Below are 23,663 nucleotides of genomic sequence, written 5' to 3'. Positions count from 1 at the left end.
CTCTATGGTCAGTCAGGCAACGACACCCTAAACGGCGATAACGGCAACGATACCCTAGATGGCGGTGCAGGTAATGACACGCTTAATGGTGGTTACGGTAACAACAGCTACCACTACGGCATTGGCTATGGATCGGACATCATCAGTGACTTTAGTGATACGACTGCGGGTAAACTCAATCGATTGATTTTGGGTACCGGTATCACGCCCGAAAGTGTTGCCGTTGCGCGCGTTTACGATGGGAATCGCCATTCATTGCAGCTGGCATTTGCGAATGAAGGTGATTCTTTACTGATTCGCCGATATTTCTATTTGGATAACCCAGCCAATAGTCACAACCCAGTGCAAGAGATTCATTTTGCCAATGGCACTATCTGGTACCCAGTGGATATCTGGACGAAGTTACTGGCGGGCACTGAAGGTGTTGATAATGTGACGGGCAGCTTTGAAGCGGACACAATCAATGGCGGTGTAGGGAATGATACCCTCTACGGCCAAGGTGGCGATGACACGCTGCAAGGCGGCATCGATAACGACACCCTCTACGGTGGTGATGGCGCTGATGAACTCTATGGTGAAGAGGGCAACGACAGCCTCAATGGCGATAACGGCAACGATACCCTAGATGGCGGTGCAGGTAATGACACGCTTAATGGTGGTTACGGTAACAACAGCTACCACTACGGCATTGGCTATGGATCGGACATCATCAGTGACTTTAGTGATACGACTGCCGACAAACTCAATCGATTGATTTTGGGTACCGGTATCACGCCCGAAAGTGTTGCCGTTGCGCGCGTTTACGATGGGAATCGCCATTCATTGCAGCTGGCATTTGCGAATGAAGGTGATTCTTTACTGATTCGCCGATATTTCTATTTGGATAACCCAGCCAATAGTCACAACCCAGTGCAAGAGATTCATTTTGCCAATGGATATGTGTGGGATTTAGTCGAAATACAATCCCGAGTGATCCCCTAATGTTCATTTGGATAATAACTTGATAACATGTACGCCAATTTGGCGATATTGCCGCCTTGCACGGATTTTTTAGGGTTGTTTTGGAGGTTTAGGGTAATGAAGAACGGATTATGTATGCGCAAGGTTGCTGTAGTGGCCCTTTTAGCAATGAGCATGGGTATGGCAGGGTGTAATAATTCTAAAGGCCCAGTGATTGCAACAGTAGGCGAGCAGTCTATTTATGAGGCAGATTTTGAGGCTTTTTTAAAACATAAGCGCATTGCGTTGCAAAACGAGCAAGCGGTTGCTAAGGCATTGGACACCTACTTAAAGCAAGAGGCCCAAGCACTGGCGGTACAAAATGCCCAGCTATTAGATGATGCGTTAATTAATGCCGAAGTCCATGAATTTAAAAAACAGCTGTTAATTAACCGTTACTACGAACAATACCTTGCTGAACAAGCCTCTGAGCAGGCTATGCTGAATTACTACAATACCCACAAAGCAGATTTTGCCTCGCAGCAGGCAAAAGTGGCGCATATATTAATGCGTGTACGGGCAGGCGCTGGCGATAATGAAAAAGCGGCCGCCTTAACGCGCGCCCGCGAGGCCTATACCATGCTTGGCCGTGGGCAAAGTTTTGCCGTAGTCGCCGCGCAGTATTCGGATGACGAGCGCACTAAAAAACTAGGTGGCGATTTGGGTTGGATTACACAAGGTGCTGTAAGCCCCGCCTTTACCGAGGCCGCCTTTAAAACCCCCCAAGGCAGTTACAGCCAGCCGGTGCTCTCGCCTTTGGGTTATCATATTGTTACTGTCTTAGAGACCCCTAAAACCATTCAAAAACCCTTTGAAGCGGTGGCCGGTAATATTCGTTACACGCTACGCCAAGCGGCAAAGCAAGCCGAGCAACAGCGCTTAATTGATGCGGTTACTATTCAAAAGGCACTGTAATGGATCAGTTTTTTTTACGACCCGCCGCATTAATATTATGCGCTGTGCTGGCCGCCTGCCAGTCGCCGGTTACCCCCACCAGTAAAGACTCTGCACAGCCGGCACCCACCAACGCGATAGTTGACGTTAGCGTTGGCGCACCTGTTTTGGCGCGTGTTAATAAGCAAACTATTACAGATGCACATTTAGATTTTGCCTTGTCACGCTTAACGGCAGGCTCCGTTGTTCCTATTAATGATGTTTTAAAATCTAAAGTATTAGAGAGCTTAATTAGCAGCCGCGCAATGGCCATTTTGCAAGCGCAAACGTTAACGCCAGCGGCGCAAAAGCAACTGGCATTAAAAGTGGCCGCTTACCGCGAAGAGTTATTGGTTAAAGATTATATTAATGCCCATTCAACACCTGTCCCTGTTACTAATGCACAAGTTAAAGCCTATTACCAAAATAACCTCAAAGACTTTGGTGGCGATAATATAAAAAGCTTTGAATACATCGAAAGTGCTCAGGTGCAAGATGACAATACCGTGGCAACTCTAAAAGAGGCTTTAAATACGCTGGCCTACGCCAGTGACTGGGCAAAAGCGGCTGCAGCTTTGCGTGCACAAGGTTTGCCCGTTACTTTTAAGCAAGCAAAAATGCGAGAGCAGCTTATGAAGGCCCCGTTTAAAAGTGTTGTAGAGGCAACGCCGGCAGGGCAAAAAACCGCTGTACACGTTGGCGATACGCTTTGGGTGTTAAAAGTAACGCGTCATCAAACAATGGCAGCTAAACCATTAGCCCAAGTGAGCCATCAAATCCGCAAAGCGTTAGCGCCACTGCAAATTAAAGCTGCGATTAAAGCCGTTAGCGATCAGGCACGTCAAAAAGTCATCATCGAATAAATACAAAATTGTTACAATTTGCAAGCCTTTTTAACGAATGGATTGGCTGATTAATATAAGTGTAAAGCTCGCAATAGAGCAACAGGGGTATCTACCGTGGGAACCAGGTGGCAAAGGAACTGGGCAAGTCATTTAATCAATAAGTTGTGCCGGTATTTTATGATGAGCCTGCCGCTATTTTTTATGGCGGCAATGAACTCTAAGGCATACGCTGCGGACTTTACTTGTCAATATACAATAATTAATAGCAATGCTTATAATGCACAATTATCACTGACTATTACCAATAATACTGCGCAACCGGTAACTGATTGGGAAGTTGAGGTGGCTTTTGCTGGGCACTACATGTTATCTGTTAATGAGCCCATTCATGCTGTAGGTACCAACCCTGTTGTATTTACCCGTAATAAAGAGGCACCTTTGCACCTAGGTGTGACTGAGGCCTATTCTTTTGAAGTGACAGTTAATAGTGATGGGGCGGCTGTTGTTGAGCCTACTATTTCATTTTGTGGGGTTCGAAATAGGCCCGATGATACTTCTCATGCATTGCCACGCTCAAATTTGGCTGCCTCGTCAATTTCTTCGCAACCTAACACAAACAATGAGGTTAGCGCTTCATTACAATTTAGTTTCAACTCGGATCGTTCGGCTATAAAAAAATTGCACGGCGCCTCTTTTACTGTAGCCACCCAGATTTTTATTGTTGCTGAATTACCTGATGCTACAAACCTTAAAAATATTGCCTTTTTTATTGATGACGCTAAAAACCCTGTCAATACCGATAGAGTAGCGCCTTTTGATTTTGCTGGCCCCGTTAATAGTGATGTCAATGCTTTTGCACGCAGTTATGATTTTACGAATCTCGCTGTTGGCGCCCACCAAATTAAAGCCCAACTTAATTGGATCGACGGACGCACTCAAACGATTACCGCTGATATTAATATACAACCTGCAAACTCAAAGCTTGTTCATAGCTTTAAGCCAGATAAATTATCGTTCGTAGCTTTGCATGGCCATACTCTTCGCATTGGTGATCCCTTTTTTGTGTTTGTAGATTATAGCGTCGAAAAAAGTATTGAACGTGTGATATTTAAAACGAGTCATGGTGAATACAAAGTAGAAAACTACCCTTCATATGACCTTCAGCCAGGTTCAAATACTGACAGGGCGTTATCTTATGACACCACATCATTTTCTCCTGGCACACATATTATAACGAGCGTTGTATTATATCGTGATGGCAGTACTGAGCTACACAATGCGACCATCCAGGTTTTACCTAATGCTAATGATACAGATGCTGATGGAGTGATTAATAGCCTTGATGAATGCCCCGCGACATCTTGGGCGTCGAGCACTTATAGCAATGGCTGCCCCATTACCTTTAATGATTGCAGTGTTCGTGCTAACAACCTTATTCAAAACTGTACGTTTAACCAAGTTATTCCTGTTGCGTGGTCTCTAATACAAGGCGATGGCTCAGGTAGGATGTCATTGATTCACCGAGAGATGCGGCTGGCGATGTTTGCTCAAGGGACAACAGTTAAGTCATTACAGGCGGTACAAAATGTTTCGCTTTTAGAGGGCGCTTACACATTAAGCTTTTGGGCGAAAACGAGTAATACGCGCAATTTAACCGTAAGCTTAGGTTCTGATGGCGTTAACTACTTTGAAGAAGAAATTTCTTTAACAAATCAGTGGGTATCATTTACCTTTGAAATAGACAATGTGCCAAAAGACAGTAATGCGCGGTTAGAGTTTAATCTTGGTTATTCAGGGGTATCACCTGTTGATATTGATAATGTCTATTTAGGTTCACACAGTGCTAGCGCTGATACTGATGGCGATAAGGTGAATGATATTATTGATGTGTGCCCTTCAACACCGAGTGGCGAAGCCGTGAATGACCTAGGTTGCTCCGTGAGTCAACTTAACGGCGATGACGATCTAGACGGCGTACTGAATAAAAATGACCTATGCCCTCATACTCCACCAAACCGCCAGCCCGATGCGCAAGGTTGTACGCTAGAGCAGTCACCAGATGTGGATGGCGATGGTTTAACGGCACAACAAGAAAAGGCCCTAGGTACCGACCCGACTAACAAAGATACTGACGGTGATACCTTACAAGATGGTGCTGAGATAGCGCTAGGGACCAACCCATTAAACCATGACACCGATGCCGATAAAATTTTGGATGCCGCCGATGCCTGCCAAGCAACGCCAGCAGGCGAAGCCGTTGATAACGTAGGTTGTGGTGCTAGCCAGCGCGACAGTGATAAGGATGGCTTTAGCGATGCGGTGGATGTGCTGTGTAGCGATACCCCAGCTGCCGAAGCCAAGCATGTTGATTTATTGGGCTGTGGTCCATCGCAACGCGATAGTGACAACGACGGCTTAACCGATGCACAAGAACTTGCCCTAGGCACAAGCTCGCTCAAAAAAGATACCGACGGTGATGGGCTAAGCGATGCCGCTGAGGTGAATACACATAAAACCAACCCACTATTAGCCGATACCGATGCTGATGGTTTAAGTGATGCCCTAGAAGTACGCCGGGGATTAAACCCATTAATCAAAGATACCGATAGCGATACCGTTGCCGACTTTAATGACACATGCCCGCTCTCGCAAGCCGGTGCGAATGTCAATGCCCAAGGCTGTGCAATAGGCGATGACGATAAAGACGGTATTGAAAACGCTGCAGATGCATGTCCTAACTCTGCCGCTAACAGCACCGTGGCGAGCGATGGTTGTAGTACACAAGAGCGCGATAGCGATAATGATGGTGTCGCCGATGACCAAGATGCCTTCCCTAATGACCCGCGCGAAGCCTACGATCAAGATAACGATGGCTTAGGCGACAATGCAGATACCGACCGTGATGGTGATGGTATTGATGATCTCACAGAGGTGCAGGCGGGCTCCGACCCCGATGATGCCGGCAGTACTCCACTGAATACCGATGTATTACTCACACTTTTTACCCCCTCGCAAGGCAGTAAAATAACCGCGCCAACAACAACTATCACCGGTGAATTAACGGTCCAAACGCCACCACTAACGATGCAAATAAGCATTAATGGCCAGCCAGCGGTATTAACCTCAACACCACAAAACACACGGTTTGTGTTTACCTATGAGCTGGCAGGCCTTGAGATAGGCTTAAATTCGATAGAGCTTGTGGCTAATGTAAGTTTTCGCACCTCCGACCCGGCCGCACCTACGTTACAGCAAGTGGCCCAGCGCATTACCCTAGAGCGCATTCGTGATGCCGATATTGCGCTGCCAGAGCTGAGAGTGTTAACCCCTGTTGATGGGGCGATGGTAAAAGGCGATAGCGTTGTTGTCACCGCCGATTACTGGGTATACAGCGAGCAGGCCGAGTTACATCTTAATGGCAATTTGATGACCACTACGGGCACCGCCGGCACCTTAAGCCAAAAAGTGGTATTGGCAGCTGGCAAAAACAGCCAGCAAATCACACTCGAGCTGTCTGATGGTATTCATACGCAGCGGCAGGTGATTACGGTATACCGCGACGCACTAGCACCGGTGATTACCTTAAATACACCATTGCACCCAGTGCCTGTTGTTAACGAGGTAACGCAACGACCTTACCTGATTACCGGTACCGTGAAAGAGGCCAACTTGGCTTATTTTGCAGTGAATGATGAGCCTGTTGACTTACAACCCACTAGCATCGCCGACGAGTTAGCCTTTAGTGTATGGCTAAACCCTACGGCGGGTATTGAATTGCCGGTTTCTTTTACGGCTGTAGATGTTGCCGGTAACGCCAGTGCCTCCACCGAATACAGTATTACCCTAGGTGGTAACGTTAACTTAGAGATGCTACTGCCGCCCAATAATATTACTCTCACGCACACCGGTGAGCCCATTGATGTACAAGTGGCCGCCAAGGCAACAGGCAATAGCGATGGCTTAAAAGCCTTAGTCACAGTCAGTAATAGCCTAGGGGAGGCGGTGGTTAGCCAAGCCTTAGAGGCCAGTGCCGGTGTGTATTCAGGTTTTGTTGCCGTGCCACCACAAGCCGGTGAATACAGTCTTCAGGTCACGTTACAAAATGCACAAGGTGCTACAGCCACGCAAGTATTACGCACACTGACTATTGTGGCGCAGGCCGATGTTGAGCTGGCTGTACAGCAAATAACGCCCGCCAGTGGCGCTACCTTTATTGCCCCGAATAAACCCATTACCCTTGCCTTTAATTTACCGGTAGACCCTACGCGCTTAAAGGTAAAGGTTTTTGAAACCGCGCATGGTAAAACCTATATCCGCGCACTAAACGAACCCCCCGAAACCATCGTGCACAAAGGCTTTGAATTACAGCGGGTCGATAGAGACTATGCCCCGGTTGCCGGCGGCTTAGCGCCATTACCCGGCAACCGTTTAATGAGCTTTTTTCCGCAAGCTTGGTTAGCGTATAACGCCGATATTTTTGTTGAGGTGGAATATGACCACAATAATGATGGCGTGTACCAAGCGCTAATACGCAGCCAATTTAAAACGCGGCCCCTACCTACGTTTGTAACCGGTGGTGTGGTAGACCAGTTTGGGCAGCCTGTTGCCGGTGCCCAAATTACCTTGCCATCACTAGGGCGTACAACACACACCAATAGTGACGGGGCTTTTACCTTTAACTTTGGTGATACCCCAGCTAATAAGCTACCCACAGGTGCATTAGCTTTTGCAATAACACGCCATCAAACCGATGAAAACTTTGGTAACCGTGTTTTTGAGCGCGCCGTAACAGCGGGCGAGCGCAATGCCTTAGGCTCAATTTTATTACCCTTAATTAGCGCAAAAGAAACCTACACCCCGGTAGCCAGTGGCCAAAGCGCTAAAGTAGCGTTGGCCAGCAGTGCATTAATACTGGATGTATCACAGGCACAGCTCACATTTGAAGGGGGTAAAAGTACCGGGCTATTGCTGTCGCAGTTTACCGAAATATCGGCGGTTTCGGAGTTGCTCGACCCTGATTTTTACGCGCCTTGGTATTTTGCTGCCTTCCCTCAAGGGGTTAAATTGAGCGGTGAGCTGGGGCTTGAAATGACCTTGCCCACCTATGAGGGCTCTCACGCCTACCTCCCGCAAGACACCCAAGGCGCCGCAGCCAAAACCTACTACATGCTGTTATTGGCAACCGATATGAGCAATGGGGTGGTTGTGCCTAAAGGTGTTGGCCAATTAGTCGGCACCAAAGTGATCGCTTTAAAGCACCACATTAATTCGCTCAACCATGTTGGGGTTGTGTATATCCCGCAAGCGTACAACACGTTAGTCAAGGAATACCTCGATGGAGACTTACCCTTAACCGGTTTTGTTTCTACGCTGCGCCGCGAAATTCGCAGTGTTCGTCAGGGTGATAAGCCGCTTTCAATGACTGGCCCTCAATAGGTATCAAGGGATGAAACACACAATGCACATCGGTACATTATTTTTTTGGAACACCCAAAGTCAAACGCGCACCTTTTTGTTACTGCTGGGTACGGTATTGAGCAGTCTTTTGTGGGTGGAGCTGGCATACGCTAAGTACCGGGTGACCGGGAGTGTGTACGCCAAGGGCGTAGTGCCATCAGCGGCCGGCAACCCTTACTGGATAGAATACAATGCCCTGGGCCAAGCCCTAGAAAACACCGCGCAAGAGGCTGTCGGTGATTTAGCCCCTAGCCAAGTACGTGTGTTATCGGTGCAGGGATATAAAGACTATCAAGCGCAATATCAAAGACTTAAAAGTGATTACCAAGATCACCCCAATAAGCATTTATTGTTGGTCGATAAAAATACAGCACTAAACTTATTGATCGCAGGTACAGGTAGCGGTACAGGTACAGGCCCAGCCGATTTTAATAGCCCTCGCTATGCGGCTGACCACTATTTTGCCATTATTCCGCCCGACAGCGTGGAGGGTAATCAATATACCTACGCACAGCCACAGCGCTCTATTATTTTGGCGGCATTTCCTATAAACCCTAATGATGAGCCACCGTTTGAGCGCGGCACATTACTGTTAAACACCCAAGGCGAAACCGTTTTATCGAGCAAAAACACGCTAGGGTTTGCCACGGCCTATTTTGTTGAAGAAGGCGGCGTGACCCAGCCCACCCAGCAATATGCCGATGGCACCATTGAGCCACGCAACAGAATTAACCACTCCGATATCTTAATTAACCCTGTGCGCGGGGTGAGTGTTGAGATGGCCGGCTCTATTGATCAGTCCGATAGTGGTGGGCGCTACGAGGTTTACCAGCCCTTTATGCTATGCGGTGTTTCTTTGTCCAGCTCGGGCGCTTGGGTGTCGGCGATGCTGTCTTATCAGGCTTTTAACCCCAATAACGGGTCGGGTATTTATCCCTATTTTTTGATGAAGTTGGTTCCTTGGCGCTGCCAAACACTCGACTTTTTAACCGTGGGGCCAGCCGCTTTTTTGGGTTTAGGCGTTTGGATATTAGCACCGCCGACGATTTACCCGCCCCACCATTACGATATTCGTGTGGATTTTGCAGCCATTAACGGCCGCGCGCGCTTGTTTTCGCCCGGTATTGGGCGCGTTGGTGTTGGGGGCGACACCCACTACAGCGTGAGCGACGATGCCGCTGCGCAAAAATTCACCACCCAAACCTACCTTTACGATTACGACAGTGACGGTAAAATAGACACCCCTGTTTTTGGCCGCCGAGGAATCGATAATACAGGGCAGGCCGTATTTAATACTGCTGCCGATATTCCCCCCGCCGAACACGTGGTGGGTGTGTATTTGAGTGGCTCAGGCAGTATACCCGGGCAAGACTTACCCGATATTTACCGCGAAATTGACACTCAAGTCAGCCTGACCGATCAAGGGCTAGTCGATACCATCAGCGAAGAAGACCTCAAAAATACCGACGTATACTTTTTTAGAGAAAGCACAGGCCAGTTAATGGCAGAGCGCACCGGCGCAACACTGGCCAACAGCGACAAAAACCACCATGGCGTCGGCGTGAATGACGGGGAATTTGTGTACACCCTTCACGTGCGTGGCCCCGATGCCAATAGGCACCGCTCTTGGGCGAGTTATTCCGGTAGTAAAGATGTAAATGGTAAATTTGTAGGCTCGCATAATGCTTTTGAAGGCTGGCAGCACGACAGTGGTATTAGCCCCGAGTTTCGCAAAAGAGACAGCGACTTTATTCGCCCAGGCGAGCACATCAAAATTTACGCCATTAACCGCGCCACCGGTTATATCGGCAGTACCCGTGTGTACCTCAGAAACCCCGGCCAAATGACCGAGGAGGCCCCGTACAAATCGCTCTCACAAATGGCCAATACGATTGCAATGCGCCCGCCCAACTTAAAAATATGGGCCGAGCGTTTAGGGGTTGATGTCGCCAACAAAGCAGGCGACAGCCAAGACTACACCATTGGTAACGAAGGCGCCGCACTGCAATCAGACCAGCAAGTGGTGGTGCATACCGAGTGGCTCGATGTTGATGATAAACCGTTACCGGCAGGTTTAGCCGGCTTTGGTTATACCGGCCGGCTTGCCCGCCTAACCCGCGACTATTACCCCGACGTACTCGCCGGCCAACAAGCCACCTTCGATATTACCCCAGGTCGCCATTTAGAGGTGGTTAACGTGAGTAATATGACTCACACCAACGACCACATTTACGTCCAGGTCAGCGGCGAGCCCTTTAACCGCGAGCCCTCGTTTCAGCGTGACGCACTCACGCCACTCACCAACGATGACGAGAAATTCACCTACAATAACGCCCACAACCGCGACGGCTTATTACAATACCGGCCAGACCGCTACGTGCCATTTAAAGTACAAGTGTGGGACGAAAGCGCCACCGTGGCAGCGCAATTAGCCTACAACCAAGCCAAAGTGCAAGGCTTGGCATCACCGGCAAGCCTCATCAAGCCCAAGCCTGTGTACCAATGGCTATACCGCCCCGAGCTGCAATATTCACTGTATCAATTGGATATTAACGCCATCGAGCGTGAACAAAACGGCATCACAACCGATATTCAAAACGAGACAACGCCCGTTATTGGCTCCACCGATGATTTACTGCGCGTATTATACGACCTGCAAGGTAGCAATAAAAAAATGCCCGGCGGTTTTAGTTTTACCGGCGATAAAAAAGACGAACTCATTTTTGCCATTGGCGCCAACGAGATCAAAGCCACCATCGGCGATAACCAGCAAATTGTATTTGATGATCTTAATGCACTGGCCTTGCTCGATGTAGAAGACTTTTTAAGCTTACGCCTTTATTCGAATAACGATGCGAGTAATATTTTGTGGGAGTGGGCTTTTGGTGCGACAGGGTTGCAAGTACACTATAAAATACCGGCCGAAGAAACCTTAATAAAAGCAGAAGTGATTGCCGAGAATAATTTATACCGCGTGTTGGGTGGCTTGCGTTTAAAGTACAGTTATCTATTACCCAATGGTGCGACTAACCCACAGTTTAAATGGCACTTTAATGATGATGGTGGTCGCTTTTGTAAGGGCTGGGGTGTGGGTGATAAAAATTGCACCAAAGGTAAAACGGCAGAGGGCGCCACGCTAAGCGAGGTGTATTGGGAGCCTAAAGCGTGGAGCAGCTCAGTGGACGTATCAGCCATTTTAACGGTAAGTTATGAGCGTAACGGTCAAAAGCAAGAAAAGATCGAGCAATTTAAAGTGATGAGCCGCGTGCTCAAACCCGAAGCGACACCCATGAAAGGCAGCGATGTGGCAATGCTGGAGCAGATGTTGTGGCAATTGGGGATTAGCCCGCAAATGGGGTCTGGGAATGCAGGTAAGGGCGGCGCGCGCATTAATTCTGATCGAGGTGTATTTAAGGGCAAGCAATTAGGTTGGACGCAAAGTTGTAAAGACGGTGAGGACACTGCTGATACCTCAATTTTTTACACGGGGTGGTTGGGTTGTAAAGCGGGTCGTGTTTCATTAGAAGGTATGGTGCGGCGATTTCAAGGGCGAACTTGGGCGAATTTGATTAATGCCAATATGCATCGAGGCTTGGGTAGCGGTGCTGATGGTATCGTTGGGGGTAATACTTTAGATATGTTGAAAAAGGTCTATGATTTATATTTTAATGCAACGCAAGAGTACACCGCTGGGGTTATTAGTAAACATGATGGTCGCTTAGATACTTGGTTGGGTGAGGCAGTAGAATTGTGGCGCAATGGTCTGGTTGGACATACGAGCACTATTCCGGCAACTTATACTGAGGTCATTCATCAAAATATGCTAACGTCAGCGGGCCTCATTAATAGTACTAAAACTGAAGTTGAACTGCTACGGGCTTGGAAGTTGCGTGAGTCTGGCTCTCATTGGGGGGAGGGCAGCCCGCAAACCAATCATCGTATTACTGAAGGCTCTGCCGATGAATACGGTAGTTATAGTTTTAATCAGGTACTTTATATGTTCCGTTTTGGGCATTCGCCTTGCCTTGCTCATTCGACAGCTGATTTGAATTATTTTAAACCCAACGAAAATATTCAAGGCTTTGTTGTCCATCTTGCCGGTAAAGCGGGCGGTGGTTGTGACAACGGATCCTTTTATTCTGCTTACGCTCAAAATAATCAGTCACACAATCATAACATGGATGACCTTGTCGGATATCGACAAAATAGTGATACTGTCCATGCGATAGGGAGTGGTGATGATGATTATGAGGTTTTTTCCAAAGCTGTTGCAGGCTATAACGGCGGGCTTTTTTTTGGTAACCGAAGTTGGGCTAGCTGGTTAAAAACCTCTCCGAAGCCAGAGACCAAAGAGCCCAATAGCTCAGTACCCAATTCAACTAAAAATACTTTTGACACGCAATGTTTCTCTTGTCAGTATGCCATTGAGGTTAAAAATGGTAATTATGGTTTACCCTATCGTGATTATATTTGGTTAGGTGAAGAGGCTGTTGAGGATGACTTAAATACGCCCGAAGATGAAACCCGAGCGGCTTGGTGTTTTGTGTATGGGGAGAAAGAGTGGATTGATGGGTTGAGTTGGGATGCGGTCGCACGCGGAGCCAAAGATGTAGATGATAGAGGAAGGCCAAAAGTGGCAAAAGGTCGAGTAGACTGCGTATCGGGGGCGTCAATATGAAGAAAATAGTAACAGCGATTAGCTTGGTGTTTTGTTTCAATAGCGTAGCTGCTTTTGAACTGAAATTACCCGCTCAGTGCGATAGTAATTGGGCTAGCAAAACGCCGGTGCAACAGGTAGCAGCTAATAAAATATCTAAGGTTTATGAAGCTGCAGGTATTGATCCCGGCCGATGCTATGGTTGGACAAATTTGGGGAGTGGGGATATTTGGTATGATTTTTCTAGGGAGTTAAAAATCCATGCGATAGATACTGCCAAATCAAATTATATAGGCGTTTGGCCACTTACCCGCTGGCCTTATGAATCAATCGAACCAGAAATACCTTTTCGGTTAACAGATCACCAGCTAGGCGAAATGGGTTTTGGGGTTAATGCCTATCATTCATCACTGGGATGTTTAGATGACAGTCCTCTACGTTATGGTGATATAGGGGGTGATGGGGCTGCTGAGCTGATTCTTTTTTTAGGCAATGACTTAGTGATGTTTTCGCCTAGCTATGAAAAAACGGTATTCATGATACGTTACAGCATTGCTGACTGGTTAAGTACTACGGAAACAGCAACGTTTAACCTGCGACCATTAAAAAATGCAGACGCTACCGCGCAGTATCAATCTGCCATGGTAGCCAGCTCTTTACACCCTTATCGCCTGCCGGGTTACCGTGGTTACGCCAAAATTTTTATTGGCAATGTTGATGGTGATGTGCACCCTGATATTTTAGTGTGGCGCAAGTTATATGAATCTCATTTAATCAATAACCCCGTTCAAGGCTTCACTAAACTAAAAGATACATTTGTGCATTATGAGCAAGACCTTACAGCCCAAGCTACACTTAAAACTGGCGTAACCGGCGAATACCTCCCGCAAAAAACCGACAGCGCAACAATAAAAAACTGGTTAAAAACCAGCAAGCTCACGTGGCAAAAAGGCTTTCCCAGTACCAGTGAGTGCGCAGGGCAAAAAGGGCAGCTAATACCCGAGATGCATGATGTGTTATTGAATGACCCTGAGGTATTGCAATAGGTTTTTAATATGACGCTATTTTTTAGCCGCTACGCCTAGGTGTAGCGGCTTTTTTAGTTCTTGGATCCAACCTTGGATCCAACCCTAAAGTACAATACCTTTTATCGATGATTTGCAGTTAGTGTAACGAAAATGCGCTGAGCTTATAAAAAGAGGGGGATCGTTTACAATCAGGACGGTGTTGATAGCTGGGGGCAATAAGGCCATAATTGTTCATGTTTTAGAGTTTTCTGGTATCCGTTGGGTTGTTCGAGCGGGTGTTTTTTTGAGAGTGAGTGTCCCTGTCTTGCCATAATATGACAGATAACAAACAAAGGATTGAGTATTTTTATGAGTCTATATAACTTATTAATAATTTTATTGGGGGCGCTTGTTACTGCGTGTTCAAGCTCAGGAGAGAGTCCCTCCCATTCAGCGTCATCTGGCTCAATAAGCTCTATAAGCTCTATGAGCTCCAGCTCGATACCTATGATGGATGTCACTATCAACGCTATTAAAGTTAGCGAATTTAATGGTGGTAAACTTCAGCTCAACTTTATACTAATGAGTACTCAAAGCCTTTCATTGGAAAGTCTTGCTTGTGAGTGGACTCCAGATAAAGAAAACCTAGGCATATCCATACCCGTTAATTGTCTATTTAATCAAGAAGTTTCTGCCGTATTTATGGTGGAGCCGAAGATGAATATAATAGGGCGACTTTCAGTCAGCTATAATGGCAGCACTATTGCTGAAGAAGAAGTCGCTTACTTATATAATCAACCAGCGGCAGAAACGTACTTAGATGCTAGCTCGTTTTTCAATCAAGAGCTTGCTGATGAGTATTATTTGCTGAGTCAAAATTCTCAACCCAATACTTTGTATTATCTGCCTAAACAGCTTGTGCTGGACTCTAATCCGGGAGTAGCATCGGTTCAGCGGCGAAACGTTATTTCGTCGTTAGAAGCTACCTTTTTGCAGTTGAGTAGTACGGATTGGGGCTCGGAACCCCAGGCCATATTTTCAAGTCGCTATGCTATCAATAGCAATATGCAAAGCCTTGTAAATTCAAGTGGTGCTGCAGGGTTTTCAATAATAAAGGCATTGCCCGTTCAAGCCCCTATTATTTGGCTGGAAAATAAGGTGACACTAGAAGGTGCTCAACAAGAAAATATTCACTGCAATAAAATCACACAGTTAATCGATCAAAACCCCGCCACGTTACTCGATTGCTATTTGGAGCGCTCGGCATCTAAACTTTCAGTGAATAATATCAATTATGCTTTTATTGAGCGGCCTAATTTTAATTCGGAGGCGCTTACAAATCTAGCGGCAATAAGAGGGGTGTTTAATATTGCATTGACTTTGCCTGGTACAAAACGCTTTAACGCTAGCTTAGAGAATAATGGAAGTGTTAATGCGCTATTTGGCATGTCATTCTTATGGCCTTTAATGACAGATACTGTCTCTTCGGCCAACATATTTATTGATGAAGCGGGTATCCATAAAGAAATTATTCAAGCGGTTAGTGATGGAAAAACCACTTGGTCTACAGAGGATATAACACTTTTAGTTGATGGGTTAATAAAAAATGAGTTGCTGAAATCGCCTTTTAATCAGGAAGAGCCTGCGAGTCTAGTACGCCAGCTAGAGCGTTACATTAAGCAAGATTTTTTTGTATCCGCTTATAGTAAAGACGATGAGCTATTATTTTATATTCCTCGGTTGCGTTTAAAGGCTATTAGCGCTGATATCGTACCCACAGCGGTCACATTGCGTTATTTTAGTGAGGGTGGATTTAAGTCTGCGTTATCTTTAGAGTGCTTAAGCCCCCCAGACTTTCAAAATAATATTTACTCATTAGCGCCTAATTGTATATTTTGATTCATCTTTTTGATGGTCGGCGCGGGGCTCTGGGGGTAATGCCGCTTAAATGCTAGAGCTTTTGCTTATCAGATGGTCAGGGTCTTCAATCTATATTTAGGTAGCCTTGATCTGGGGGTGTTTGAATGGCGCTTACGGATGGCTTGAGCTGCATATTTGATGCGCCATAGAAAAGGGAATAAATTTTGTGCTTCTATCCTTACTGAGTGCGCCATTAAAAAGCCTTATTGGAGTCGGGCTTCTCTGGCTGGCCGCTACCACCAATGGTGAAGCCTAGCTAAAAATATTTTGGTGGCGTTATCGATGAGCGGGTTGCTAACTTATTTTGGCCTAACGCCTTTTGGGTTGCTCTTTGGTCTTTACCTAGAAGGCCTCGATACAATCCATGACTACAAACTGAGCTATGTGAGGGTTGGAGGTGCTTTGAGTGTCGTTCTGAGGAGGTGTTTTGAGGGTGGCGTTAAAGTGCGATAGTTTATTTTAGGCATAAAAAAACCACCGTTAAGGTGGTTTTCAAAGTCTTTAATGGTAATTTATTAAAAACTTTATTTGGTGGAGCCTAGCGGGATCGAACCGCTGACCTCAACACTGCCAGTGTTGCGCTCTCCCAGCTGAGCTAAGGCCCCGTAATTGGGTGGTTGTTAAAAGTCTTTTAAATCAACAACTTGGGATGTTTTGCTGGGTTGCCTCAGCAAGTGCGCGCATATTAAGGGGGTGGCGGCATACTGTCAATAATTTTTTTAAAAAAAGATAAAAATAGTGTGAATTATTATATTGGCCGGCATTGTGCGGGCTAGGGGCTAGGGGCTAGGGGCTAGGGGCTAGGGGCTAGGGGCTAGGTCGGACGGTGGTGTTTGTGTGCGCCTAGCTCAACGGTGTGCGACAGGTTACACTGCCAGCCCTTTTTAAGTGTTTGAGTTTTACGGCTTTGGCACATTATTTTGCGGTGAGTTAGGTTAAGTATGTTGATTAATTGGTACCCGGGCCATATGGAAAAAGCCCGAAAAGAAGTAAAAAAGATTATGCCCTCTGTTGACGTTGTGATTGAGGTGTTGGATGCGCGTTTACCCAACTCAAGCACTAACCCTATGATAGAACAGCTGCGTGGCGATAAGCCTTACTTAAAGGTATTGAGTAAGGCCGACTTGGCTGACCCCGAGATCACCGAGCAATGGCTGGCTTTTTGGCGCGAGCAGCGTAATACCGATGCGTTGGCTATCACCACGCAAAATGTGAGCATTGCCAGAACGATTCCTGATCGGGTGACTAAAATGGTGCCCGAGCGCTCGCGTCGCTCACTGCCCATTAGCGCGCTGATATTGGGTATTCCTAACGTGGGTAAGTCAACGCTAATTAATACCTTGGTGGGGCGTAAAGTGGCGAGTGTGGGTAATGAGCCGGCGATTACTAAGGCGCAACAAAAAATTAAAGTCACCGATGACTTTGTGTTGATCGATACTCCAGGCATGACATGGCCCGGCTCTAAAGATGAAATGATTAACTATCGTTTAGCGGCAGGCGGCGCAATAAGGGATACCGCGTTGGAGTACGATGATGTGGGTATTTTTGCCATGGATTACTTATTGCAGCGTTACCCCCATTTGGTCGCTGACTACTTTAAGCTTAAGAATTTGTCGGATATTGCTTATGAGGCGTTAGAGCAAGTGGCGATGCGCCGAGGCTGTAAGCAAGGTAGGCGAGTTGATTTTACCCGTGCTGGCGAGCTGCTAGTGCGTGAGATGCGTGCCGGTAAGCTTGGGCGCATTAGTCTTGAAGAGCCTTTTGTAAGCTACCACCAGCGCGGCTAAGACGGCACGGTTGAGTGCTTGGCGGTCATTGATGTAATACGTGCGCGCACTATTGATGTTGTGGCTCAATAGTGCGCGCTTAAGCTTGCGTATTGTGTCGGTGAGCTAGCGCTATAAATTGAATGTCTCGGTATAAAACTGTTGCTCTGCTTCAAACAGCGCAATAAGTGTGGCCGGTTGCCTAAAGCCGTGCGCCTCACCGGCAAAGGCTAAGTACTTAACTGCGACTCCCTTCTTTTGTGCGGCCTCTACAATAAGCTGCGCTTGTGATGGCGGTACGATCTTATCGTCTAACCCTTGAGCGACCAAAATAGGGCAGTTGAGCCCGTCAATGTGGTTGATGGGCGAGCGAGCTTTGTACAGTGCTTTTTGTGCAGGGTAGGGGCCTATGAGTTTGTCGAGGTAGTGGGCCTCAAATTTATGGGTGTCTTGTGTGAGTGTTTCTAGGTCGGCAATACCGTATAGGCTAACGCCGGCATTAAAGGTGTTGCGCATAGTGAGTGCTGCTAGTACTGAGTATCCGCCGGCGCTGGAGCCTTTGATAATTTTTTGCTGGGGGTGTGCCAGGCCTTTATTGGCTAAGTAGGTTGCTGCATGGCACAAATCATCAACATCTTTCACACCCCACTGGCCTATTAATGCATGACGATAAGTACGGCCAAAGCCTGTGCTGCCACGGTAATTAACATCGGCTACAGCAAAGCCGCGCTGTGTCCAGTATTGTATTTTACTGTTAAAGCTTGCCTCTGTGGCACCTGTTGGGCCGCCGTGGCCCAGCACAATAAGCGGCGGCTGAGTACCTGCAGGTGCTTGGTATTGGCTGTGAGTGGGCGGGTAGTACCACAGGTGGGCTTGCTGCTGATCGGTGGTATCAAACCAGTGGCTTTGTGGTTGGCTAATATCGTTGATGGGGAGTTCTGGCTTGGCCTCTATTAAGGGCGTTATACGAGCGGTGCTTGCGTGAGTTGCTGCATTAAGGTGGCTATTTAAATTGACAAGCGTTGGTGCAGTGCTTTGCTGCAAGCCTGCGCTAAGCATCACGGCTTGGCCATTGTGGCAATGAATATGGCTAAAAACACTCTGCTCGGTTGTGATTGTTGTGTGTGTTTTATTGAGAAGGTCGGCGCTAATAAGCTGCCATGCGCCATTTTGGCTGGCGCTAATGAGTAGCGTGCTATCACTCATAAAGCCCCAATTTTGCATGCCAAAGGTCCATTGTGGGGTTGCGCAGTCGGCTTGGAGCTTAACCAGAGGTTGCTGAGGGTTTTGGCTGCTGTAAATATTCCACCATTCGTGCAAGTCGCTCACATAATGTAATACGTTACTGGGGCTGTAGGCGGGCTGGCAAATGGCCTCATTGTTTTTGTGGCCTGCTATGCAGGTGGTTTTTATAAGGCTCTGTAGGGTATGAGAATGTTGGTCGCTGGCGCTGCTGGCATCGTATTCACGCGTGATAGTCTCTAGGCTGTTGTTTTGCCAATCGAGCTCCCATAGGGTGGTATTGTCCCACGGCATGTCGGGGTGTTGCCAGGTGATATAGGCCAGCTTTAAGCCGTTGGGTGCAATGCATAGCCCGGCATAAAAGTCTTGCCCTTGCGCTAGGGTGTATTGTTTGGGGTGGGTGAGGTTGATCGCTACAATACTGGCGGCAGGGGCGGCCTGCGACTGAGTGAGGTCTTCACATACTGCAAACAACCATTGGCCACTAGGGTGTAGCGTAAGGTTAGCGTAGCGGCATTGGGGTGCTTGGGTGATGGCAGTGGGTGCTGATGCGCTTTGCCTATCAAAGCGATAAATTTGCTGGTCGGCTGCGTTAACAAAAAACACGTGATTATCTTTGACCGCAAAGGCGCCGCCGCCATATTCATGTGCCTTTGAGCGCACATCCCAGGGTGACGGCAATAGGCTGGTTGGCGCGCTAATAGAGCTGCTTGCTCGCTGTGATAGGGTTTGAATTTGGATTTGGGTTTGGCTTTGCTGCGCAGGCGCAACAGTGACGCACATAAGTGTGGTACGGCCACCGTCGGCGGGTACACTTTGTGGCCATAACACCGTTTGGCTGTTGGCCCATTTAGGCTCACTAAAGCGTAAGGCACCTGTGGCGAGCGTGTTGGCGGTGAGTGTGGAGGGCCAAGTGCCGTAGGGCTTGACTGTTTTAGGCTGAGTCATGCATATACCTGTTGCTGTCGCGGTTTAGGGGCTAGCTCTTGCTGTTTGAGCGATGTGTGTCGTTATTTGGTTTGCTTATATTACTTTTAGCGGGCATATTTAGGTCTTAAAAGTGGCCCAAATAGGGCAGTGGTCCGAGGGTTTATCCATACTGCGCACATCGTAGTCAATACCTGTTGTCTCGAGCGTTTCAATGAGCGGCGCTGTTGCCAAAATAAGGTCAATGCGTAGGCCGCGCTTAGGTTCGCGGTCAAACCCCTTACTGCGGTAGTCAAACCAGCTGTAAAACGCTTGGCTTTGCGGGTTTTGCTTGCGGTAGGTGTCTACTAGGCCCCAGCTTAATAGGGTATTGAGCCATTCACGTTCTTCGGGTAAAAAGCTGCACTTTTGGGTGCGCAACCAGCGCTTGCGGTTATCTTCGCCAATACCGATGTCGATATCTTGATGTGAAATGTTCATATCGCCCATCACAATCAGTGGCTCATTGGGGGTGTGGTGCTGTGTTAGATGTGTTTGCAAGTCGCGATAAAATTTGGCTTTGGCGGGGTATTTGGTGGGGTGTGTTTGTGCTTCGCCTTGCGGAAAATAACCATTGAGCACGGTTACCTGTATGCCGCTGGGCATTGTGATACGGGCCCCAATAAAGCGTTTTTGGGCCTCGGCATCATCGCCGTCAAACCCCTTAACGATTTTATCAAATGTGAGTGACGCTTTAATGAGCAGGGCAACGCCGTAATGCGTTTTTTGGCCGGTGAATATTGCGTTGTAGCCCATCGCTTGAATATCGGCTAAGGGGAAGTCGGCATCGGTGACCTTGGTTTCTTGCAGACCAATAATATCGGGCTGATGGGTGTCGATAAGTGCTTGAAGTTGGTGCAGGCGCATGCGCACGCTATTGACATTAAAAGAGATGGCTTTCATGAGGTTGGCTTCTAGGAGTCAAAAAATAGTAGGCTGGCTACTCTAATGCTAGAAGGTGGGTTGGGCAAGGTTTTGGCTATCGAAATATCGTGTAAAACATGCTGGAGCTATAAGCTCCAGCATTTAGCGTATTAGGCTTTTTTGCCGTCGGCATTAAAGTCTAGTGGCTGTGTTTCGAGGATCTTACGTGTTTGAATCAGTTCAGCAGGAATTTTATTTTTTATTTCTTCATGAAACGCGGGTAGCTTTGACCAATGTAAGCCGCACTTAACATGATGTGCTGTATGGTAACCCAAATTCCAAGCGTACCAGTTGTTAAATGTGCTCTCGTCATTACGTGTCGCGGCAAATTCATTTTGGGTATCGAGGCCGCGGTGATGGTCTACAGTGGCATACACTAATAAAAATAGTTGAATAACAATTGGAATAATAAACAAAATAAGGGCCTTAAGCGGGGCTAGTATTATTAGTGTGACTAGCATGGCAAGGCAAATGGCAAAGCCTAATAAAAATTTTTTAAAAATTTTAGGGTGGCCTTTACCGACTTTAAATATCTCGGGATATATTTTTAATGTGTTAATCACGGTGTATTCAACAGGCCCCATCACCGAGCCGTCTTTGCGCTTCCATGAGCAAGTATCTTTTTTGGCATCGAGATAATGCATATGATGCCCAATCGTGTGGTGTAATACCCAACCCCAAGGGCCAACACCTGTGTTAAGAAAGAGCCCAAGCTCTAGTGCGCGATTAGGGAGGTGAGCTTTAAAAATGGGAAGATGCTGGTGGTTGTGATTAACTGCCGAAGCGGAGCCTTGCGGTGCAATAAGGAGTAAAGCAATGACGGCGACAATATAGAGGTTATCAATATAAAAAAAGGTAGCTAGTTGAATGGCAACTAGGGTTAGCACAAGAACGATAGCCCAGCGGTCTTGTTTGTATCTCAGTATTTGCATGTAACAGGTGATCCGTATTGGTTTTGTGTAATGCCAATAAGCCTTAGCGCGACCAGCGAGCCTGCTTTAGGTTTATCGGAGTGTTTAATGCTGCAGATTAATCAGATATTGCGCCTTTTAATAGGCCTATAGCTCTTGTAATAGCAAGATGAACCTTAGTAATAGGCACAGTCGATGTTTTTAATCAATGCTCTGTGCTTTTTGAGTCAAAGTGTAGTACAGCTTTATCACTTGCGTGTTGAAAGCGTGTGGTGATGTAAAGTGGTACGCATTGTAGGGGCCTGCTGGTGGAATTGCACGTGGTAATTTAGTGCTATAAGGCCGATGAAAAGTAAGTAATGAGTTAAAATATGGTGTTTTTAAAGTGACGAGGTTATTGTGCAAAAAATGATGAAAATTGGTCAAGGTGTTGATGTACATGCTTTTGGCGACGGAGATTGTGTTGTGCTAGGTGGCGTGACGATTACCCATAATCGCGGCTTAATTGCACACTCCGATGGCGATGTTTTACTGCATGCAGTATGTGATGCACTGCTAGGGGCTTTGGCGTTAGGGGATATTGGTAAGCACTTTCCGGATACCGATGCGCAATATCAAGGGGCCGATAGTCGCGAATTGCTACGTAGGGTCTATACGTTAGTCAAAGGCAAGGGCTATGTGATTGGCAACCTAGATTGCACCGTGGTGGCCGAGGCACCGAAAATGTCACCTCATATCTCAGCGATTAATCACAACTTAGCACATGACTTGGAGTGCAGTGTTGAGCAGGTCAATACTAAGGCAACTACTACCGAAAAACTAGGGTTTAATGGGCGCAAAGAAGGTATTACGGCACTGTGCGTTGTGCTCTTGGCACCTAAGGTGAACCTGTGAAGTTAGTCTATACGCATCAAAATGCGATCTTGGTTCAAAATGCCAAAAATATGTTGGTCAATGAAGGCGTGCCTGTGGTGCTAAAAAACGAGCATTTAGCGGGCGGTATGGGAGAGCTGTCGGCTATTGATGGCTGGTTGGAATTATGGCTATTAGAGGCAGCAGACGAAGCGCGCGCCATGGCTGTTTTACAGTGTCTAGACGAGCCGCAGGTGCGCACTGATTGGCAATGCACCTATTGCCGCGAAACAAACTACCCCTCTTTTGGTTTGTGTTGGAATTGCCAGCAGCGTAAAAAATAAGCCAAATATTGAACACTTTGGCGCATGAGCTAAGCTTCTAAAGTCTCTTTATCAATAAGGCTGGAGAATGTTTAGCTCATTGCGCCATTTTTTACGCTCGTGGAAAGCCAAATTATTACTTTTATGCTTATTTGCTTTACTCAATAGCGTGATTGTGGGCAGTATTATGGCTTATAGCTTGAATCTGCAAAGCCAGCAAGTTGCGGGTTCTTTGTCGGTGTTTTCTGAGCGCCAAAGTGAAGCGGTCAATGTATTAAGTGCTCTGCTTAATTTTAACAAAGCCTTACAAGAAACTATTGCCGCCAATGAGCCCCAGCGCATTAGGCAACTTGCGGTATCGGCCATTCGGTTTGCGTCGGTGATTGAAGAGAAAATTCACGATTTAGTCCTTGTAAGTCCTGATAATCGCTCGGCAAAGCAACTTGAAAAAGAATATAAAAAAACCAAAGTTTTACAGCTTAAAGTGATTGGCTTAGCCAAAAAAAATAAAGATGCCCAAGCACTAAGTGCCATTTTAAGTATGGCCGACGTCAATTCGCAATTGCTGCGCTTAGCCGAGCTGAGTATTGCCGATGAACTAATGGTGCTCAATCGGGTAATAGCCGAAAACAAGCAAAAAAACATTCAATTAATACAATTTTTAATTGCGGTTACACTGTTAAGTTTGGTCGTGGTTTTAGGTTACGCATTGTATCTAATGAGAAAACTCCTCAGTGGTTTTGTGAGTATTCGCAGTACCATGACTGAGTTTGAGCGTGGTAATTTAACTCCACCTTTGAGCTATCGTCATCAAGATGAGCTGGGTCGTACAATTACCTTATTAAACAACACTGCAGACAG

Annotated in this window: 14 protein-coding genes and 1 tRNA gene; 11 read left to right on the top strand and 4 right to left on the bottom strand. The window is 46.9% G+C overall.

Annotated elements, in window-relative coordinates; all coding sequences use genetic code 11:
* The 7 genes from AC438_RS15435 to AC438_RS15400 all read left to right on the top strand — a co-directional run.
* Window positions 1-981, top strand: a 981-nt coding sequence (locus AC438_RS15435; RefSeq protein ID WP_274377624.1) for a calcium-binding protein, incomplete at its 5' end; no start/stop codon positions are given.
* Window positions 982-1,077: 96 nt separating this feature from the next.
* Window positions 1,078-1,914 (top strand): peptidylprolyl isomerase, encoded by an 837-nt coding sequence (locus tag AC438_RS15430; protein WP_162230766.1) that lies wholly within the window; start codon window positions 1,078-1,080, stop codon window positions 1,912-1,914.
* Window positions 1,914-2,795 carry a peptidyl-prolyl cis-trans isomerase gene (locus AC438_RS15425; protein ID WP_053982159.1) on the top strand — a complete coding sequence of 294 codons (882 nt, stop codon included), beginning with the start codon at window positions 1,914-1,916 and terminating at the stop codon, window positions 2,793-2,795. The genes AC438_RS15430 and AC438_RS15425 overlap by 1 nt, the downstream gene beginning before the upstream one ends.
* Window positions 2,796-2,891: 96 nt before the next feature.
* Entirely contained in the window at window positions 2,892-8,213 is a 5,322-nt protein-coding gene (locus AC438_RS15420; RefSeq protein ID WP_156317113.1) for a thrombospondin type 3 repeat-containing protein, read from the top strand.
* A gap of 10 nt (window positions 8,214-8,223) precedes the next feature.
* The gene (locus AC438_RS15415; RefSeq protein ID WP_053982157.1) at window positions 8,224-12,912 is read left to right on the top strand and encodes a hypothetical protein; all 4,689 of its coding nucleotides are present in this window, start codon (window positions 8,224-8,226) and stop codon (window positions 12,910-12,912) included.
* The gene (locus AC438_RS15410) at window positions 12,909-13,937 is read left to right on the top strand and encodes a hypothetical protein (RefSeq protein ID WP_053982156.1); all 1,029 of its coding nucleotides are present in this window, start codon (window positions 12,909-12,911) and stop codon (window positions 13,935-13,937) included. The genes AC438_RS15415 and AC438_RS15410 overlap by 4 nt, the downstream gene beginning before the upstream one ends.
* 447 nt (window positions 13,938-14,384) lie before the next feature.
* On the top strand, window positions 14,385-15,797 hold the full coding sequence (locus AC438_RS15400; RefSeq protein WP_156317112.1) for a hypothetical protein: 1,413 nt from the start codon (window positions 14,385-14,387) through the stop codon (window positions 15,795-15,797).
* 550 nt (window positions 15,798-16,347) lie between these two features.
* Here the strand turns inward: AC438_RS15400 and AC438_RS15395 are convergent.
* Window positions 16,348-16,423: transfer RNA gene (locus tag AC438_RS15395), tRNA-Ala, on the bottom strand.
* Between the two features lie 336 nt (window positions 16,424-16,759).
* Between AC438_RS15395 and ylqF the strand changes: the two genes are divergently transcribed.
* Window positions 16,760-17,605 (top strand): ribosome biogenesis GTPase YlqF, encoded by an 846-nt coding sequence (gene ylqF / locus AC438_RS15390; protein WP_053982153.1) that lies wholly within the window; start codon window positions 16,760-16,762, stop codon window positions 17,603-17,605.
* Between the two features lie 111 nt (window positions 17,606-17,716).
* Here the strand turns inward: ylqF and AC438_RS15385 are convergent, their stop codons facing one another.
* The 3 genes from AC438_RS15385 to AC438_RS15375 form a co-directional block, all read right to left on the bottom strand.
* Window positions 17,717-19,774, bottom strand: coding sequence for an alpha/beta hydrolase family protein (locus AC438_RS15385; RefSeq protein WP_053982152.1), 2,058 nt, complete (start codon window positions 19,772-19,774; stop codon window positions 17,717-17,719).
* Window positions 19,775-19,873: 99 nt separating this feature from the next.
* Complete coding sequence (xthA, locus tag AC438_RS15380) at window positions 19,874-20,695, bottom strand: exodeoxyribonuclease III (RefSeq protein WP_053982151.1); 822 nt, start codon at window positions 20,693-20,695, stop codon at window positions 19,874-19,876.
* 131 nt (window positions 20,696-20,826) lie between these two features.
* Window positions 20,827-21,648 (bottom strand): fatty acid desaturase family protein, encoded by an 822-nt coding sequence (locus AC438_RS15375; RefSeq protein ID WP_053982150.1) that lies wholly within the window; start codon window positions 21,646-21,648, stop codon window positions 20,827-20,829.
* Window positions 21,649-22,038: 390 nt separating this feature from the next.
* On the opposite strand from AC438_RS15375, the gene ispF reads away from it, so the two are divergent.
* From ispF to AC438_RS15355, 3 genes are all read left to right on the top strand, one after another.
* The gene (ispF, locus tag AC438_RS15365) at window positions 22,039-22,521 is read left to right on the top strand and encodes a 2-C-methyl-D-erythritol 2,4-cyclodiphosphate synthase (RefSeq protein ID WP_053982148.1); all 483 of its coding nucleotides are present in this window, start codon (window positions 22,039-22,041) and stop codon (window positions 22,519-22,521) included.
* Entirely contained in the window at window positions 22,518-22,823 is a 306-nt protein-coding gene (locus tag AC438_RS15360) for a putative signal transducing protein (RefSeq protein WP_053982147.1), read from the top strand. Before ispF ends, AC438_RS15360 begins: the two co-directional genes overlap by 4 nt.
* 67 nt (window positions 22,824-22,890) lie before the next feature.
* The coding region (locus tag AC438_RS15355; protein ID WP_156317111.1) for a methyl-accepting chemotaxis protein at window positions 22,891-23,663 on the top strand (773 nt) is incomplete at its 3' end.

This window comes from Marinagarivorans algicola, from assembly GCF_001292705.1.
Classification (GTDB): domain Bacteria; phylum Pseudomonadota; class Gammaproteobacteria; order Pseudomonadales; family Cellvibrionaceae; genus Marinagarivorans; species Marinagarivorans algicola.
This window is presented reverse-complemented; position numbering and strand designations above follow the sequence as displayed.

What these genes read in the sequence shown, in the direction of transcription:
- AC438_RS15410 (WP_053982156.1), top strand. Translation starts at nt 12,909, where the DNA reads ATGAAGAAAATAGTAACAGCGATTAGCTTGGTGTTTTGTTTCAATAGC.
- AC438_RS15415 (WP_053982157.1), top strand. Translation starts at nt 8,224, where the DNA reads ATGAAACACACAATGCACATCGGTACATTATTTTTTTGGAACACCCAA.
- xthA (WP_053982151.1), bottom strand. Translation starts at nt 20,695, where the DNA reads ATGAAAGCCATCTCTTTTAATGTCAATAGCGTGCGCATGCGCCTGCAC.
- AC438_RS15430 (WP_162230766.1), top strand. Translation starts at nt 1,078, where the DNA reads ATGAAGAACGGATTATGTATGCGCAAGGTTGCTGTAGTGGCCCTTTTA.
- ylqF (WP_053982153.1), top strand. Translation starts at nt 16,760, where the DNA reads ATGTTGATTAATTGGTACCCGGGCCATATGGAAAAAGCCCGAAAAGAA.
- AC438_RS15425 (WP_053982159.1), top strand. Translation starts at nt 1,914, where the DNA reads ATGGATCAGTTTTTTTTACGACCCGCCGCATTAATATTATGCGCTGTG.
- AC438_RS15375 (WP_053982150.1), bottom strand. Translation starts at nt 21,648, where the DNA reads ATGCAAATACTGAGATACAAACAAGACCGCTGGGCTATCGTTCTTGTG.
- AC438_RS15385 (WP_053982152.1), bottom strand. Translation starts at nt 19,774, where the DNA reads ATGACTCAGCCTAAAACAGTCAAGCCCTACGGCACTTGGCCCTCCACA.
- ispF (WP_053982148.1), top strand. Translation starts at nt 22,039, where the DNA reads ATGAAAATTGGTCAAGGTGTTGATGTACATGCTTTTGGCGACGGAGAT.
- AC438_RS15400 (WP_156317112.1), top strand. Translation starts at nt 14,385, where the DNA reads ATGAGCTCCAGCTCGATACCTATGATGGATGTCACTATCAACGCTATT.